Genomic DNA, 14,504 nt, shown 5'->3' with positions numbered 1-14,504 from the left:
ATGACGCTCACCCCGTCCGCGGCCGTGCCCGTCAGGCCGCTCGCCGCGCCATCCGTCACCGCGCCGTCCGTCACCGCGCTGTCCGTCACCGCGCTGTCCGTCACCGCGCTGTCCGTCACCGCGCCGTCCGTCGTCTCCTCGGGCGAGCCGCGCGTCACCGTGAGCGGGCGCGACTTCCCGACGAACCGCGGCGGCCTGTGCAAGAAGGGCTGGACCTCGACGGTGCTGCTCGACTCGCCCGACCGCATCGCCGAGCCGATGAGACGAGGGGCGGATGGCACGTTCTCTCCGGTCTCGTGGGTGGACGCGCTCGACGACATCGCCGAGCGACTCCGCCGGGGCCGCGCCGAACACGGCGCAGACTCGGTCGGGGTCTTCGGCGGCGGCGGCCTCACCAACGAGAAGGCCTACCAGCTCGGCAAGTTCGCGCGCATCGCCCTCGGCACCTCGCGCATCGACTACAACGGCCGGTTCTGCATGTCGTCGGCCGCCGCGGCCGGCAACCGGGCGTTCGGCGTCGACCGCGGGCTGCCCTTCCCCCTCGCCGCCCTCGGGAGCGCCGAGACGATCCTCGTGCTCGGCTCCAACGTCGCCGAGACAATGCCGCCGTTCATCGCTCACCTCGAGAAAGCCCGCGCGAACGGCGGTCTCGTCGTCGTCGACCCGCGTCGCACCGCCACGGTGCGACTCACCGAGAACGGCGGTGGAACCCACTTGCAGCCCACGCCGGGCAGCGACCTCGTGCTGCTGCTCGGTCTCACCCACATCGTCATCGCCGAGAAGCTCGTCGACGAACGGTTCCTGCGCGAGCGCACCGTCGGATTCGACGCACTCGCCCGCAGCGTGGGCGCGTGGTGGCCGCAGCGCGTGCAGTCGGTCACCGGGGTGCCGGTGCACCAGCTGCGCGAGGTCGCCCGACGGCTCGCCTCGGGGCGCGGCAGCTACATCCTCACCGGCCGCGGCGTCGAGCAGCACGTCGACGGCACCGACACGGCGACCGCCGCCATCAACCTCGCGCTGGTGCTCGGCCTTCCGGGCACCCCGCACTCCGGCTACGGCACCCTCACCGGCCAGGGCAACGGGCAGGGCGGGCGGGAGCACGGCCAGAAGGCCGACCAGCTGCCCGGCTACCGCAAGATCGTCGACCCCGCGGCCCGTGCGCACGTCGCGGCCGTGTGGGGAGTCGACCCCGACGACCTGCCCGGCGCGGGACTGCCCGCCGTCGAGCTGCTGAACAGCTTCGGCCAGCCCGGCGGGGTGCGCAGCCTGCTCGTGCACGGTTCCAACGTCGTCGTCTCAGCCCCCAACGTGAACCGCGTGCGCGCCGGGCTCGCCGCCCTCGACCTGCTCGTGGTGTGCGACTTCTTCTTCTCCGAGACCGCGAGCCTCGCCGACTACGTCCTGCCCGTGACCCAGTGGGCCGAGGAGGAAGGCACCATGACGTCGCTCGAGGGGCGCGTCATCCGCCGCCGCAAGGCGCTCGACGCGCCATCCGGAGTCCGCAACGAACTGTGGATCATGCGCGAGCTCGCCCGCCGCCTCGAATCGCCGGGCGTCTTCAGCGAGAGCCCCGCCGAGGTGTTCGACGAGCTCGCGCGGGCGTCGGAGGGCGGGCTCGCCGACTACTCCGGCATCGACTACGCACTGCTCGACAGCGGCGCGCCCGTCTACTGGCCGTACCCGGCCGGGTCGAATGGCACCCCGCGGCTGTTCCAGGCGGCGTTCGCCCACCCCGACGGACTCGCCCGCATCGTGCCCGTCACCCCGCGCCCCGCACCCGAGCCGCTCAACACCCCCGGCTCGCTGACCCTCATCACCGGCCGTCTGCTCGAGCACTACCAGTCGGGAGCGCAGACCAGGCGCGTGCCCGAGCTGAACGACGCGAAGCCGCACGCCCGCGCCGAGCTGCACCCGACGACCGCCGCGTCGCTCGGCGTCGCCGACGGAGACCTCGTCGAGCTCGGCAACAGCCGCGGAAGCGTGCGGGCAATCGCTCTCGTGACGGCGACTATCCGGCCCGACACGGTGTTCCTGCCGTTCCACTTCGCGGGCAGCGAGTGCGCCAACCTGCTCACGCAAGACGCGACCGACCCGATCTCGGGCATGCCGGAGTTCAAGACGACGGCGGTCACCGTGCGCGCCGTGCGTGAGGAGGTGACCGCGTGAGCGTCACACCGCGCATCGTCCTGGTCGGCTACGGGCCCGTCGGCGCCCGCTTCGTCGAAGACCTGCTGCCCGCCGTGCGGCTGGGCGCGGTCGCGCTCACCGTCGTCGGCGCGGAGGACGAGGAGGCCTACAACCGCGTGCTCGTCGCCGAGTTCGCCGTCGGCCGCACCGACCGCTCGGCCATGGAGGTCACCGACACGGCGGCCGCCGTCGACGCGGGTGTGCGGTTCGTGCGCGGCGCCCACGTCACCGGCATCGACCGCGACGCCCGGACGGTCACGCTCGACGACGAGAGCGTGCTCGGCTACGACCGGCTCGTGCTCGCCACCGGGGCCCGGGCGAACGTGCCGACCCTCGACGGCGTCGACGCCGTCGCCCGCGACCTGCGCGCACTGCTGCGCCTCGACCACTCCGAGCAGGGTCGCGACCAGCGCCTGCCCGATGGCGTGACCGTGCTGCGCGACCTCGCCGACGCCCGCACGGTGCGCGCCGCCGTGGAGGGCCGCAGACGCATCGTCGTGCTCGGCGCCGGTGTGCTCGGCCTGGAGATCGCGCTCGCCGCGGCCGAGGAGGGTGCCGAGGTGTGCGTCGTGCACCACGGCGGCCACCCGATGGCGCGCAACCTCGACCGCGGAGGCGGCACCATGCTGGCCCGATCGGTGGTGCGCGCCGGGGTGGCCCTGGTCGCGCACTCCCGCGCCGAGGCCGTCACCTACCGCACCGACGACGAGGGGGAGCGGCACTTCGACGCGCTCGTCTGCGCGGACGGCAAGATCATCGCCGGCGACCTGCTCGTGCTCTCCTGCGGCGTCAGCGCCCGGGCCGAGCTCGCCACCCTCGCGGGGCTCCCGACGTCCGCGGGTGTGCTCGTCGACGACGGGCTGCGGTCGTGGGACGACCCGCACGTCTTCGCGATCGGCGACTGCGCGCACGTCGCCGAGCGTCCCGCCGACTACCTCGCGGGCGCCCGTGTCGCCGGCGGGCCCAGCGGCCTGATCGGCCCGGGCTGGCGTCAGGCCGAGTGGCTCGCGGCGTCGCTGAGCGCGGAGTTCGCGGCATCCGCCCCACCGCCCCCGCTCGCCGCCCCTCGTCCCGCTCTCGTGATGCTCAAGGCGGAGGCCGTCGACGTGGTCTCGGTCGGCGACGTCGAGCTCGAGCCCTGGGACGCCGAACCGTCGACGGTCGACGCCGACGGCGACCGCGTGCCGGGGCGCCAGGTCTCGCAGTGGGTCGACCCGGAGCACGGGCGCTACCTCAAGATGGTGACCCGCGGCGGCGTGCTCGAGGGCATGGTGTGCGTCGGGCTGCCGCGCACCGCGGCCGAGCTCACGCTGCTCTTCGAGCGCGGCAGCGAACTGCCCGCCGACCGCTCGGTGCTGCTGCGCAACGACGGACCGGACTACGCGCCGGCAACCGACTCCGACACCTTCGCTCCCGACGCCACCGTGTGCTGGTGCAACGGCGTCACGGTCGCGCACATCCACGAGTCGGTCGACGCCGGCGACACCACGGTCGCCTGCGTGGGCAAGTCGACGCGCGCCGGAACCGGCTGCGGCGGGTGCAAGGGCCGCATCGGTGAGCTCATCGAGCGCTTTATGGAGACCGAGGCGGCGGAGCTCCCCGTCTAGCCGCGATCGCGCACGTGGCGGTGCCGCGCGCCGCGAGAGTGCACTTGTGCGCCGTTCTGCGCGCGGAAACTGGGGCACAACTGCACTCTCGAGGCAGCCAAGCGACTATGTGGAAAGTACTTGCCAAAGATGAAAGTACTTGCGATGATGTAATCCTACGAAGGGATCACGTCATGGACACCACGCCCACCATCACCGCCACGGAGGCCCGGCTCCTCCTCGACCGGGCCGACCGGCTGAGCCGCTCCGCGCACAACGCGACCCGCTGGCCGTACATCACGTTCATCCTCGCGCTCGGAGTCGCGACGTCGATGGGCACGTTCGCGATGGCGCTGACGACGGGCGACGCGTTCGGCCTCGCGTACTTCGCCACCCTCGCCGTCATGTTCTCGCTCATCATCTTCTTTATGCTGAGCATCCAGGGCCGGTCGGCGTTCTCGCACAGCCGCCGCTGGACGGGGTACATCGCGAGCTGGTTCGTCACCTACGCCGCGGCCATCTCCGTGGTGATCTGGGCGCACGGCGAGGTCGTCCCCGCGGCGATCACGTCGGGCCTCATCCTCGTGGCGGCCTTCGTCAGCGCGGCACGAGAGGCGCGCGCATGACCGCCACCGAGCAGCACCCCCGCCACCGGCTCGACGAGCTTCTGCAGAACCCGGTGCGCTTCTCCATCGTCGCGGCCCTCGACCGCGCGGGCACCCTCGGCTTCAAAGAGGTGCGCGACGCGGTCGAGGTCACCGACTCGGCGCTGAGCAAACAGGTCTCGTCGCTCGAGTCCGCCGGCTACGTCGCGGTGGGCAAGTCGTTCGCGGGAAAGATGCCGCGCACATCTCTCACCCTCACTCGGGAGGGTCGCGCCGCGTGGAAGGCCCACCTCGCCACGCTGCGGGAGATCGCCGGCGAGCCGGGTCGATAGGCGGGCGCGCCTCTCGGCGGAAGCGTCGATAGCCGGACCGCCGACGGCCGGATGCGCCCCGCTCCGGTCGCGCCCTACGCCCAGGGCGGACGCAGCGCGGGCACCCGGTCGCCGGCCGCGACGCCGTCGGGCGGCACGACCAGCACCGTGTCCGCCGCGGCGAGGCCGATGAGCATCGCCGGCGACTGCTTGTCGCACGGGGTCGCGCGCCCGTCTGCCACGGTGGCCGCGACGAGGCGCACGCCGTGGCCGGCGCCGGCGACGGGAACGGACGCCGTCTCGCTGCCGAGTGCGGCGGCCGGCCGGCCGAGCAGCCCGTCGACGAGCGGCATGCCGAGACTGAGGAAGGCGAGCATGCCGGCGGCCGGGTTTCCGGGCAGGCAGAGCACGAGGCGCCCGTCGCCGAGCCGCCCGAGGATCACCGGGTGGCCGGGGCGCATCGCGACGCCGTCCACCAGCACTCTGCCGCCGCACGCGAGCAGAGCGGAACGCGCGTGGTCGGTCGCGCCGCGCGAGCTGCCGCCGGTCACCACGACGAGCTCGCTGTCGTCGGTGCCCAGCGCGCGGATCGTGAGGTCGAGGCTGTCGCCGACGTGGCGCACGCCGGCCGCTCTCAGCCCGAGCGACTCGAGCAGGGCGGGCAGCTGGGGGCCGAAGGCGTCGCGCACGAGCCCCGGGATCGCCACGCCCTCGCCGACGATCTCGTCTCCGAGCACGACGAACCGCACGCGGGGGCGCAGCCTTACGACGACGGCGTCGGTTCCGCCCGCCGCGGCGAGTGCGAGGCGGGCGGGCGTCAGCACGGTGCCCGCGCGCACGAGCAGCGAACCGGCCGCGGCCTCCTCGCCCTCGACGCGGATGTGCGCGCCGTCGACGGGCTGACCGGCGCCTGCATGCCCGGCGACCGAGAGCAGCGGCCCGCGCGCGGTGGCGGTCACGACGCCGTGCTCCGAGCGCAGGACGGCGCGGGTGCCGGGCGGGATCATCGCGCCCGTGGCGATCGGGCGTCCGGTGTGGTCGCCGAGGGTCGCGGCGATGCCCACCGTGCCGGCCGTGATCGCCGGGCCGAGCAGCCAGGGCCCGTCTCCCGCGACGGCCCAGCCGTCCATCGCCGACGACGAGAAGCCGGGCATGTTGCCGCGCGCCACGACGTCGACGGCGAGGGTACGGCCGGCGGATGCCGCGAGGGCGACCTCCTCGACGCCCGACCCGACCCGGCCGCCGGCCGCGTGCGCGATGGTGCGGGCCTGGAACCAGTCGGCGTCGACGAGCGGGGGAGCGGCGGCCGCCGCCAGATCAGCGTGCGTCGCCGGGGAGCGCCTCGGCGAGTGCCGTGAGCCGGTCGATGGCGTTCGCGATGTCGGCATCAGATCCGCCCGCCCGTCCGGCCGCGTACCCGGCGAGGAAGGTCGTGAGCGGGGCCGCCGGCCGCGTCACCCCGTGTGCCGCCACCCTGGCCAGGTCGAGCAGAGCCGTCACGTCGAGGGTCACCTCCGGCGGGATGTCCAGCTCGGCGCGTGCCGATTCGATCCAGCGAAGCATCCGGTCGGCCTCGTCGCTCACAAGCACGCTCCCTCGTTCGTTCCGCACTGCCGTGCCAGAGTATCGCAGCGCCCGGGCGCCGGTGAGCGGCCCGCAATGCGCCCGAAACCGGGGGTAACAGCGCCGCAACCTCACGCGGGTAGCCTGCGGAGCACGCTTGAACACGGGAGACGGAGACACGCATGGAGTTCGACGCGATCGTGCTCGCCGGAGGCCGGTCGAGCCGCATGGGCTCGGCGAAGTCGGCGCTCCTGTTCGAGGGCCGCCCGCTCGTCGAGCTGGCGGTGGAGGCCGCGCGCGATGCCCGCACCGTCGTCGTGGTGGGGCCGGACGAGCTCGCCCCGGCCGGCGTGCTGACCGCGCGGGAGAGCCCGGCGCTGGGCGGACCGGCCGCCGCGCTGGTCGCCGGGGTGGACACGCTCGCCAGGCTCGTCGACGGGCCCGCCGCGTGGCTGCTCGTGCTCGCCTGCGACCTGCCGCGCGTCGGCGAGGCGGTGCGGGCGCTGCTCGCGGAGGCGCCGCCGCACACGGACGGGGCGTGCGAGGCGGTGGTGGCCGTGGATGACTCGGGTCGACGCCAACCCCTGCTGGCGGTGTACCGCACCGACGCCCTCGTGCGCGCCGCGGCATCCGCCCGGTCGAGCGGGGACCTCGCCGGCCTGCCGTTGCGACGGCTCGTCGGCGGACTCCACACCGTGGAGGTCGCGGTCGACGACGCGCTGTGCGCCGACGTCGACACACCGGAGCAGGCGCGGTCGTTCGGCATCGACGTTCCGCGGGCGGCGGGCGCGGCGCTCATCTAGACGTCGAGCCTGTAGCCGCGTTTGACCACGGTGGCGATGAGCCCCGGCGTGCCGAGCGACCTGCGCAGGCGGCTGAGGGCGACCTCCATGGCGTGGTCATCCTGGATGCCGGGCAGTGCGCGGGCGAGCTCGGTGCGTGACAGCACCGCGCCGGGGGCGGCGACCAGCTGGCGCAGCAGCGCGAGCGACGTGGGCGGCAGCAGGGCGCGCACCCCGTGGATCTCGACGAGCTGGCCGCGCAGCGTGAGCTCGCCGTGACGGGTCGGCACGCGGCGCACCCGCTCGGTCTCGAGGTACTCGCAGACGAGCCGGATGAGCGCTCCCATGCGGTACCGCTCGGGCTGGATCGGCCGCACCCCGAGGGCGAGCAGCGGGGCGGCCGTCACGGGGCCGACCGCGGCGGCGAGCACGTCGGTCTGCAGCGCGTCGACGAGGTCGTCGAGCAGGCCCAGCGCCTCCGCCGCGATGAACAGGGCGTCGACCGAGGGCGCGCTCGTGAAGGTGAGGGCGTCGATCTGCCGGGCGCAGGTTGCCTCGAGCAGCCGCTTCACCCGGTCGTTGTCTGCGCCGACCATCGCCCAGCGGTAGGGGGCGACGGTGAGCACCGTGTGCTGCTCGCGCAGCCGGTCGAGCTGCTCCTCATCGGTGTAGCCGTGCACCTGCACCGCCACCGTCAGCCCGGGCTCGAGCTCGTCGAGCGCCTTGGTCACGAGCGACGCCGTAGTCTCCACCTCGCTCATGCCCGTGTCGTTGAGGCCGGCGGCGCGGATGCCGCCGCGCGCCTTCGGGCCGCGCACGAGGATGCGCGAGGCAGACAGCGATTCGGTCAGCGCGTCGCCGATTCCGGCGGCGTCGGCGACCTCGAACCAGCGGCGGATGCCGTAGCCGGTCGAGGCGAGCAGCACGTCGGGGCGGCGGGCGATGATCTCGCGGGTGTCGGCGATGATCGGGTCGTCCTCCTGCGCGTTGGTGATGCGCAGGGTGGGTGCGTGCAGCACCGTGGCCCCGCGGCGCTCGAACGCGTCGATGAGGTCTTCCGAGCGCCGGTCGGAGGTGACTCCGATGCGGAAGCCTTCGAGCTGGTCGGGGCGGAACCCGGCGACGCGCGGTTCTTCGGTGCTCGCTGCGACGCGGGCGTCGTCGGCGCTCGCTGCGACGCGGGCGTCGTCGGTGTCGCTCATGCGAGGTCCGCCAGGGCTTCGGCGCGGGCGAGGAGCACGGATGCCTCGGCGTCTCCGTCGAACGCCAGTCGCACTACCTCGCCGATCACGAGCACGGCGGGGGAGCTGACCTTCGCGGCCGCCGCGTCGAACACGATCGACGCCAGGGTGCCGACGGTGGTGGTCTGGGTGGCGCTGAACCCGCGTTCGATGATCGCGACCGGCAGCCGTGCGTCGGCGCCGAAACGCACGAGGCCCTGCGTGATGCTCGGCAGTGTTCCGATCCCCATCAGCACGACGATGGTTCCGCCGAGGCCGGCGAGGTGCTCGAGCTCGGTGTCGGAGAGGGGTGCGTGGCCGGAGACGACGGTGAACAGCCGGGTCATGCCGCGGTGCGTGAGCGGGATCCCGGCGGCGGCGGGCACGGCGATGGCGCTGGTGACGCCGGGGATGACGGTGACGGGCACGCCGGCAGCGTGGCAGGCGAGAACCTCCTCGCTGCCCCGGCCGAACACGTAGGGGTCGCCTCCCTTGAGACGCACCACGTTCGCGCCGGAGAGCGCGTGCCGCACGATGAGCGCCTCGATCTCCTTCTGGCTCACCGGGTGGTGACCGGGCGTCTTGCCGACGTCGATCAGCAGGGCGCCGGGCGCGAGCGTGGTCAGGGAGCCGTGCGGCGCGAGCCGGTCGAACAGCACGACGTCGGCGCGCTCGAGCGCCCGAGCACCGGCGACCGTGAGCAGCTCGTCACTGCCAGGCCCGCCGCCGACGAGAGTGACCTCGCCGACCGCGCCCGAACGGTCGCCACCGAGAACCCCGGTGCCAGCCTGCTCGCTCATTACATGTTCCCTCTCACAGGGATCGTCGGTCCCGCTACGAACACCGTAGCCGGGTTGGCCAATTCTGCCTCAGTGGGAGGCCGGGTCTGCCCGCGTTCTGCAACGCGGGGTAATCCGACGTCGGGCGAGTCCGGCGCGTTGACGAAGCTGCGGAACCGGCGCAGCCGCTCCGGGTCGCGCAGCGTCGCCGCCCACTCGTCCTCGTAGTTGTCGACGTGCAGGGCCATCGCGGCCTCGAGGTCGTCGGCGAGGCCGAGCGAGTCGTCGATCACGACCTCGCGCACGTGGTCGATGCCGCCGGGAAGCTCCTCCATCCACCGCGCGGTGCGCTGCATGCGGTCGGCGGTGCGGATGTAGTACATCATGTACCGGTCGATGTACTTGATGAGGGTGGCGTCGTCGAGGTCGGAGGCGAGCAGCTGCCCGTGCGCGGGCTGGAAGCCGCCGTTGCCGCCGACGTACATGTTCCAGCCGAGCTCCGTTGCGATGACTCCCACGTCTTTGCCGCGGGCCTCGGCGCACTCCCTGGCGCAGCCGGAGACGCCGAACTTGAACTTGTGCGGGGCCCGCAGCCCCCGGTAGCGCAGCTCGAGGCCGATGGCCATCGCCACCGAGTCCTGCACCCCGAAGCGGCACCAGGTGGAGCCCACGCAGCTCTTCACGTTGCGCAGCGCCTTGCCGTAGGCCTGTCCCGACTCGAAGCCGGCGTCGACGAGCACGCGCCAGATGTCGGGCAGCTGGTCGAGGCGCGCGCCGAACAGGTCGATGCGCTGGCCGCCGGTGATCTTCGTGTACAGCCCGTAGTCGATGGCGACCTGCGCGATCACGGCCAGCTTCTGCGGGGTGACCTCACCGCCGGGGATGCGCGGCACGACCGAGTAGCTGCCGTCCTTCTGCATGTTGGCGAGGGCGCGGTCGTTGGTGTCCTGCAGGCCGCCGCGGCCGCCGTCGAGGATGTAGGCGCCGCGCTGGCTGGCGAGGATGGATGCCACGGCGGGCTTGCAGATATCGCAGCCGCGACCGGCGCCGAGCCGCGCGACGATCTCGTCGAAGGTGGTCAGCTCGAGCACCCGCACCGACTCGAACAGCTCCTGGCGGCTGATCGGGAAGTGCTCGCACATCGCACGCGACATCTCGATGCCCGACTTCGCCAGCTCGCTGCCGAGCAGCTTCTTCACGAGCGGCACGCACGAGCCGCACTGGGTGCCGGCCCGCGAGCAGGTCTTCAGTGTGCCGAGGTCGGTGCACGCCTCGCCGTGGTCGCCGCGCACCGCCGCGCGCACAGCTCCCGCGTCGACGTTGTTGCACGAGCAGACCAGCGCGTCGTCGGGCAGGTCGTCACCCTCGGGAGCCCCGCCGCCGAGGCCCGACAGGTAGGCGCCCGGCTCGCCCGACAGCTCGCGACCGAGCATCGGGCGCAGCGACGCGTAGGGCTCCGCGTCGCCGACGAAGATGCCGCCGAGCAGCGTTCGCGCGTCGGCCGACATCACGAGCTTCTGGTACAGGCCGCGGGCGGGGTCGGCGTAGACGATCTCGAGCGCGCCGTCCTGCTCGCCGCGGGCGTCGCCGAAGCTCGCCACGTCGACGCCCGAGAGCTTCAGCTTCGTCGCGTCATCCACCGTCGTGAACTCGGCGGCGCCGCCCAGCAGACGGTCGGCGACCACCTCGGCCATGGCGTTGGCCGGGGCGACGAGCCCGGTGCAGCGGCCGTCGAAGTTCGCGACCTCGCCGATCGCCCAGATGCTCTCGTGCGAGCTGCGGCAGTCGGTTCCGATGATCACCCCGCCGCGCTCGCCGACGGTCACGCCGGCGTCGCGGGCGAGCTCGTCGCGCGCCGCGATTCCGATCGAGAAGATGACCATGTCGACGTCGATCCGCTGCCCGTTGGTGAACTTGACGCCGCTGACGACGCCGTCGGTCTCCTCGATCAGGCGCGGACGAGTGCCGAGGTGCAGGGCGATTCCCTGCCCGGTGATCAGCCGGCCGAGCGCCTGACCGGCGCCCTCGTCGAGCTGGGCCGACATGAGCCATCCGCCGGAGTGCACGACCGCCGTCTCCGCTCCGAGCTTCTGCAGCCCGCCGGCAGCCTCGAGCCCGAGCAGGCCGCCGCCGGCGACGAGCACGCGCGCAGGACGGCCGAGCAGGGCGGAGAGCCTCACGACCTCGCCGGTGAAGAAGTCGACGTCGTCGATGGTGCGGTACACCCGCGACAGGTGGGCGCCCGGGATGTCGGGCACGGGGGCGCTCGAGCCGGTGGCGAGCACGAGCTCGTCGTAGCGCAGCACGGACCCGTGCTCGGTGGTGACGGTCTTGGCCGCGGGGTCGATCGCGGTGGCGCGCTCGCCGGTGCGCAGCGCGACGTGGTCGGCGTCCCAGTGCGAGCTGGGCTGCAGCGTCAGGTCTTCGGCACCGGCGAGCCGGCGGCTGAGCGCGACGCGGTCGTAGGGGAGGTGCACCTCCTCGGCGACGACGGTCACCCGAACCGAGTGCCCGGTGTCGCGGGAGGAGATCGCGTCGACGAAGCGGTGGGCGGCCGGACCGCCGCCGACCACGACGATCTCGCGCGGGCGAACGGAGTCAGTCTGGCTCATGGGCTGGTTCCTTACGGATCGACGGGTCGCGCATTCGGTTCGGCCAGCCTAGGAAGCGGCGGTTTCGCGCCGGTTGCCCGCGTGTATCCCCGGAGTCACAAAGCCCGCACACCCAGAAGCGGCGATTGTGAGGCAGGTTTCATGCCGACGAAACACGGGGTGACTGAAACGAAACATGCGCCGCCTACCGTTGAGCGTGTTCCGGCAGAGAAGGGCAGCGCAATGACACTCACCACCGCCGCATCAACGAGCACCGCCGCATCCGCGGGCACCGCCGTTTGGGAGAAGGCCTGCGCCGTCGACGAGCTCGAGCCGTCGTGGGGCGAGGCGCTGCTGCTGCGCATGAAGCAGATCGCCCTGTTCGTGATCTCCCCGCAGGAGATCTATGCCGTCAACCACCAGGACCCCGCGACCGACGCCTACGTGATGGCCCGCGGCATCGTCGGCTCGAAGGCCGTCGCCGACGAGCACCGCCCCACCGTGGCATCCCCGCTGCTCAAGCAGGTCTACGACCTCGGCACGGGGGAGTGCTTCACCGACCCCAGCCTCTTTCTGAAGACGTACCGCACCCGCGTGGTCGGCGGCTTCATCGAGGTCGAGATCGAGGATGTCGCGTGACGATGCTCCTCGACCCCCGCGTCGCCGACCCCGCCCCGGCCCCCGCTGAGCCGCGGCACACCGCCCAGCCGGCCCTAGTTGCCATCTCGCACGGCACCTCGTCGCCCGTGGGCCAGCGGGCCGTCGCGTCGCTCGTCGCCGCCGTGGCGGGGGCGCGCGGCGACCTGACCGTCAGCGGCGGCTTCGTCGACGTGCAGCAGCCCGACGTGGAGGCGACCCTCGACTCGCTCGACCACGCGGTACCGGCGGTCGTCGTGCCGCTGCTGCTCTCGGCCGGGTACCACGTGCATGTCGACCTGCGCGACGAGCTCGCCGTCGCCCCGCGCCCGACGGCGCTCGCCGCGGCACTCGGACCCGACGACCGCCTCGTCGCCGTCCTGAGCCGCCGCCTGCTCGAGGCGGGGCTCAAACCGGACGACGGCGTGGTGCTCGCCTGCGCTGGATCGAGCGACGCCCGCGCCGTGGCCGACTGCCACGACATGGGTGCGCGCCTCTCGGCCGCGCTCGGCCGCGCCGTGCGGGTGGGATTCATCTCTGCGGCAGAGCCGCGACTGGCCGACGCCGTCGAGCTCGAGCGCGAGTCATCCGCCAGGGTCGTGGTGAGCACCTACCTGCTCGCGCCCGGTTACTTCACCGACCTCGCCCACGCGACGACCGCGGATGCCGCGACCGCTCCGCTGCTCGCGGCAGGCGAGTCGCCCCCGGCCGAACTGGTCGAGCTGGTCGTCGACCGCTACCGGGCGGGTTCGTCCGGCTTCTGAGTCGCGTCTACGCTGTACAGGTGCGCATCGACATCATCAGCATCTTTCCGGAATTCTTCGGGGTGCTCGATATCTCCCTCCTCGGCAAGGCCCGGGAGCGCGGCATCATCGACCTCGGCGTGCACAACCTGCGCGACTTCACCCACGACCGCCACCGCACCGTCGACGACACGCCCTACGGCGGCGGCGCCGGAATGGTGATGAAGCCCGAGCCGTGGGGCGAGGCCTTCGACCAGGTTCTGCAGGACGAATCATCCGTCGTGATCTTCCCCTCGCCCGCGGGCGAGCGTTTCACCCAGGCGACAGCGCGCGAGCTCGCGCTCGAGCCGCACCTGGTCTTCGGCTGCGGCCGCTACGAGGGCATCGACCAGCGAGTCATCGCCCACACCGCCACGCGCGCCCGGGTGCGCGAGGTCAGCCTCGGCGACTACGTGCTCAACGGGGGAGAGGTCGCCGTGATGGCGATGATCGAGGCCATTGGGCGACTCGTTCCCGGCGTCGTCGGCAACCCGGAGTCGCTCACCGAGGAGAGCCACGAAGACGGCCTGCTCGAATACCCGAGCTATACGAAGCCCGCCGTCTGGCGCGACCTCGAGGTGCCTCCCGTGCTGCTCAGCGGCAACCACGGTGCGATCGCCGCGTGGCGCCACGAGCAGCAGCTCGAGCGCACGCGCCGTGTGCGGCCCGACCTGCTGCAGCCTTAGGAGCGCGCCGTCAACACCCGCGGGCCGTCGGCCGTGATCGCGACCGTGTGCTCCGCGTGCGCGGCGCGCGAGCCGTCGGCGCTGCGCAGGGTCCAGCCGTCTTTGTCGGTGTAGATCTTCGAGGTGCCGAGCATCAGCCACGGCTCGATGGCGAAGACCAGACCTTCGCGCAGCGGGAAGCCGCGGCCGGCCTTGCCGTCGTTGGGCACGTGCAGGTCGCCGTGCATCGTGCGGCCGACGCTGTGTCCGCCGAAGTCGAGGTTCACGCCGTAGCCGTCGGCGTGCGCGACGGCGCCGATCGCCGCCGAGACGTCGCCCATGCGTCCGCCGGGCTGGGCGGCGGCGATGCCGGCCTCGAGCGCGCGTTCGACCGTGTCGATGAGGGCGAGATCCTCGTCGCGCGGGGTGCCGACGACGATCGTGATGGCCGAGTCGCAGACCCAGCCGTCGACGGAGGCCGCGAAGTCGAGACTGACCACGTCGCCGTCACGCAGCACATAGTCGAACGGCAGCCCGTGCAGGGCAGCGTCGTTGACCGACGTGCACAGCACCTTGCCGAACGGGGACGCCCCGAACGACGGGTGGTAGTCGATGTAGCAGCTCTCCGCCTTGCGCTTGCGGATCATGCCGTGCGCGAGCTTGTCGAGTGTGAGCAGGTTGACGCCGACGGCGGATGCTGCGGCCGTCGCCTTGAGCACGCTGGCGACGAACTCGCCGGCCGCCGCCATCTGGTCGATTTCGGCCGGGGTTCGCAGTTCGATCATGGTCGTCCCAGC

The 14,504-nt window shown here is 72.7% G+C and carries 14 protein-coding genes; 8 read left to right on the top strand and 6 right to left on the bottom strand.

Annotated features, from left to right (window positions below; all coding sequences use genetic code 11):
• The 4 genes from ABIE21_RS07930 to ABIE21_RS07915 all read left to right on the top strand — a co-directional run bounded on the left by ABIE21_RS07930 (position 1) and on the right by ABIE21_RS07915 (position 4,710).
• Entirely contained in the window at positions 1-2,166 is a 2,166-nt protein-coding gene (locus ABIE21_RS07930; RefSeq protein ID WP_354024229.1) for a molybdopterin oxidoreductase family protein, read from the top strand.
• The gene (locus ABIE21_RS07925; RefSeq protein WP_354024228.1) at positions 2,163-3,794 is read left to right on the top strand and encodes an FAD-dependent oxidoreductase; all 1,632 of its coding nucleotides are present in this window, start codon (positions 2,163-2,165) and stop codon (positions 3,792-3,794) included. The genes ABIE21_RS07930 and ABIE21_RS07925 overlap by 4 nt, the downstream gene beginning before the upstream one ends.
• A 173-nt stretch (positions 3,795-3,967) precedes the next feature.
• Positions 3,968-4,399 (top strand): chemotaxis protein CheY, encoded by a 432-nt coding sequence (locus ABIE21_RS07920; protein WP_354024227.1) that lies wholly within the window; start codon positions 3,968-3,970, stop codon positions 4,397-4,399.
• Positions 4,396-4,710, top strand: coding sequence for a winged helix-turn-helix domain-containing protein (locus tag ABIE21_RS07915; protein ID WP_354024226.1), 315 nt, complete (start codon positions 4,396-4,398; stop codon positions 4,708-4,710). Before ABIE21_RS07920 ends, ABIE21_RS07915 begins: the two co-directional genes overlap by 4 nt.
• A 74-nt stretch (positions 4,711-4,784) precedes the next feature.
• On the opposite strand, the gene ABIE21_RS07910 is transcribed toward ABIE21_RS07915, so the two are convergent.
• Together ABIE21_RS07910 and ABIE21_RS07905 are read right to left on the bottom strand one after the other, a co-directional pair.
• Positions 4,785-6,077, bottom strand: coding sequence for a molybdopterin-binding protein (locus ABIE21_RS07910; protein WP_354024225.1), 1,293 nt, complete (start codon positions 6,075-6,077; stop codon positions 4,785-4,787).
• Positions 6,007-6,279, bottom strand: coding sequence for a DUF6457 domain-containing protein (locus ABIE21_RS07905; protein WP_354024224.1), 273 nt, complete (start codon positions 6,277-6,279; stop codon positions 6,007-6,009). The genes ABIE21_RS07910 and ABIE21_RS07905 overlap by 71 nt, the downstream gene beginning before the upstream one ends.
• A gap of 155 nt (positions 6,280-6,434) precedes the next feature.
• Between ABIE21_RS07905 and mobA the strand changes: the two genes are divergently transcribed.
• Positions 6,435-7,055, top strand: coding sequence for a molybdenum cofactor guanylyltransferase (gene mobA, locus ABIE21_RS07900; protein WP_354024223.1), 621 nt, complete (start codon positions 6,435-6,437; stop codon positions 7,053-7,055).
• Here the strand turns inward: mobA and ABIE21_RS07895 are convergent.
• From ABIE21_RS07895 to nirB, 3 genes are read right to left on the bottom strand one after another with little or no spacing between them, the layout of a single operon-like run.
• Positions 7,052-8,236, bottom strand: coding sequence for a uroporphyrinogen-III synthase (locus ABIE21_RS07895; RefSeq protein WP_354024222.1), 1,185 nt, complete (start codon positions 8,234-8,236; stop codon positions 7,052-7,054). The genes mobA and ABIE21_RS07895 overlap by 4 nt on opposite strands.
• Complete coding sequence (gene cobA / locus ABIE21_RS07890; protein WP_354024221.1) at positions 8,233-9,054, bottom strand: uroporphyrinogen-III C-methyltransferase; 822 nt, start codon at positions 9,052-9,054, stop codon at positions 8,233-8,235. The genes ABIE21_RS07895 and cobA overlap by 4 nt, the downstream gene beginning before the upstream one ends.
• Positions 9,054-11,645 carry a nitrite reductase large subunit NirB gene (gene nirB / locus ABIE21_RS07885; protein ID WP_354024220.1) on the bottom strand — a complete coding sequence of 864 codons (2,592 nt, stop codon included), beginning with the start codon at positions 11,643-11,645 and terminating at the stop codon, positions 9,054-9,056. Before nirB ends, cobA begins: the two co-directional genes overlap by 1 nt.
• A 222-nt stretch (positions 11,646-11,867) precedes the next feature.
• Here nirB and nirD point away from each other — a divergent pair, with 222 nt between their 5' ends.
• Genes nirD through trmD form a run of 3 tightly spaced genes read left to right on the top strand, consistent with a single transcriptional unit; the run spans position 11,868 to position 13,728 of the window.
• A complete protein-coding gene (gene nirD / locus ABIE21_RS07880) occupies positions 11,868-12,263 on the top strand; it encodes a nitrite reductase small subunit NirD (protein WP_354024219.1) in 396 nt (131 codons plus the stop codon).
• A gap of 2 nt (positions 12,264-12,265) precedes the next feature.
• The gene (locus ABIE21_RS07875) at positions 12,266-13,024 is read left to right on the top strand and encodes a sirohydrochlorin chelatase (RefSeq protein WP_354024422.1); all 759 of its coding nucleotides are present in this window, start codon (positions 12,266-12,268) and stop codon (positions 13,022-13,024) included.
• Between the two features lie 20 nt (positions 13,025-13,044).
• Positions 13,045-13,728: a tRNA (guanosine(37)-N1)-methyltransferase TrmD gene (gene trmD, locus ABIE21_RS07870; protein ID WP_354024218.1), complete on the top strand. Its 684-nt coding sequence runs from the start codon at positions 13,045-13,047 to the stop codon at positions 13,726-13,728.
• On the opposite strand, the gene map is transcribed toward trmD, so the two are convergent.
• On the bottom strand, positions 13,725-14,492 hold the full coding sequence (gene map, locus ABIE21_RS07865; protein ID WP_354024217.1) for a type I methionyl aminopeptidase: 768 nt from the start codon (positions 14,490-14,492) through the stop codon (positions 13,725-13,727). The two genes, trmD and map, sit on opposite strands and share 4 nt — an antisense overlap.
• Between the last annotated feature and the right edge of the window lie 12 nt (positions 14,493-14,504).

It is taken from the genome of Conyzicola nivalis (genome assembly GCF_040548875.1).
Classification (GTDB): Bacteria; Actinomycetota; Actinomycetes; order Actinomycetales; family Microbacteriaceae; genus Conyzicola; species Conyzicola nivalis_A.
The sequence above is the reverse complement of the archived record's forward strand: the minus strand, read 5'-3'. Positions and strand labels throughout refer to the sequence as shown.

Excerpts from the sequence above, each read along its gene's own strand:
- ABIE21_RS07930 (WP_354024229.1), top strand. The coding sequence starts at position 1 with ATGACGCTCACCCCGTCCGCGGCCGTGCCCGTCAGGCCGCTCGCCGCG.
- ABIE21_RS07920 (WP_354024227.1), top strand. The coding sequence starts at position 3,968 with ATGGACACCACGCCCACCATCACCGCCACGGAGGCCCGGCTCCTCCTC.
- ABIE21_RS07915 (WP_354024226.1), top strand. The coding sequence starts at position 4,396 with ATGACCGCCACCGAGCAGCACCCCCGCCACCGGCTCGACGAGCTTCTG.
- ABIE21_RS07910 (WP_354024225.1), bottom strand. The coding sequence starts at position 6,077 with ATGCCGACATCGCGAACGCCATCGACCGGCTCACGGCACTCGCCGAGG.
- mobA (WP_354024223.1), top strand. The coding sequence starts at position 6,435 with ATGGAGTTCGACGCGATCGTGCTCGCCGGAGGCCGGTCGAGCCGCATG.
- ABIE21_RS07895 (WP_354024222.1), bottom strand. The coding sequence starts at position 8,236 with ATGAGCGACACCGACGACGCCCGCGTCGCAGCGAGCGCCGACGACGCC.
- cobA (WP_354024221.1), bottom strand. The coding sequence starts at position 9,054 with ATGAGCGAGCAGGCTGGCACCGGGGTTCTCGGTGGCGACCGTTCGGGC.
- nirB (WP_354024220.1), bottom strand. The coding sequence starts at position 11,645 with ATGAGCCAGACTGACTCCGTTCGCCCGCGCGAGATCGTCGTGGTCGGC.
- nirD (WP_354024219.1), top strand. The coding sequence starts at position 11,868 with ATGACACTCACCACCGCCGCATCAACGAGCACCGCCGCATCCGCGGGC.
- ABIE21_RS07875 (WP_354024422.1), top strand. The coding sequence starts at position 12,266 with ATGCTCCTCGACCCCCGCGTCGCCGACCCCGCCCCGGCCCCCGCTGAG.
- map (WP_354024217.1), bottom strand. The coding sequence starts at position 14,492 with ATGATCGAACTGCGAACCCCGGCCGAAATCGACCAGATGGCGGCGGCC.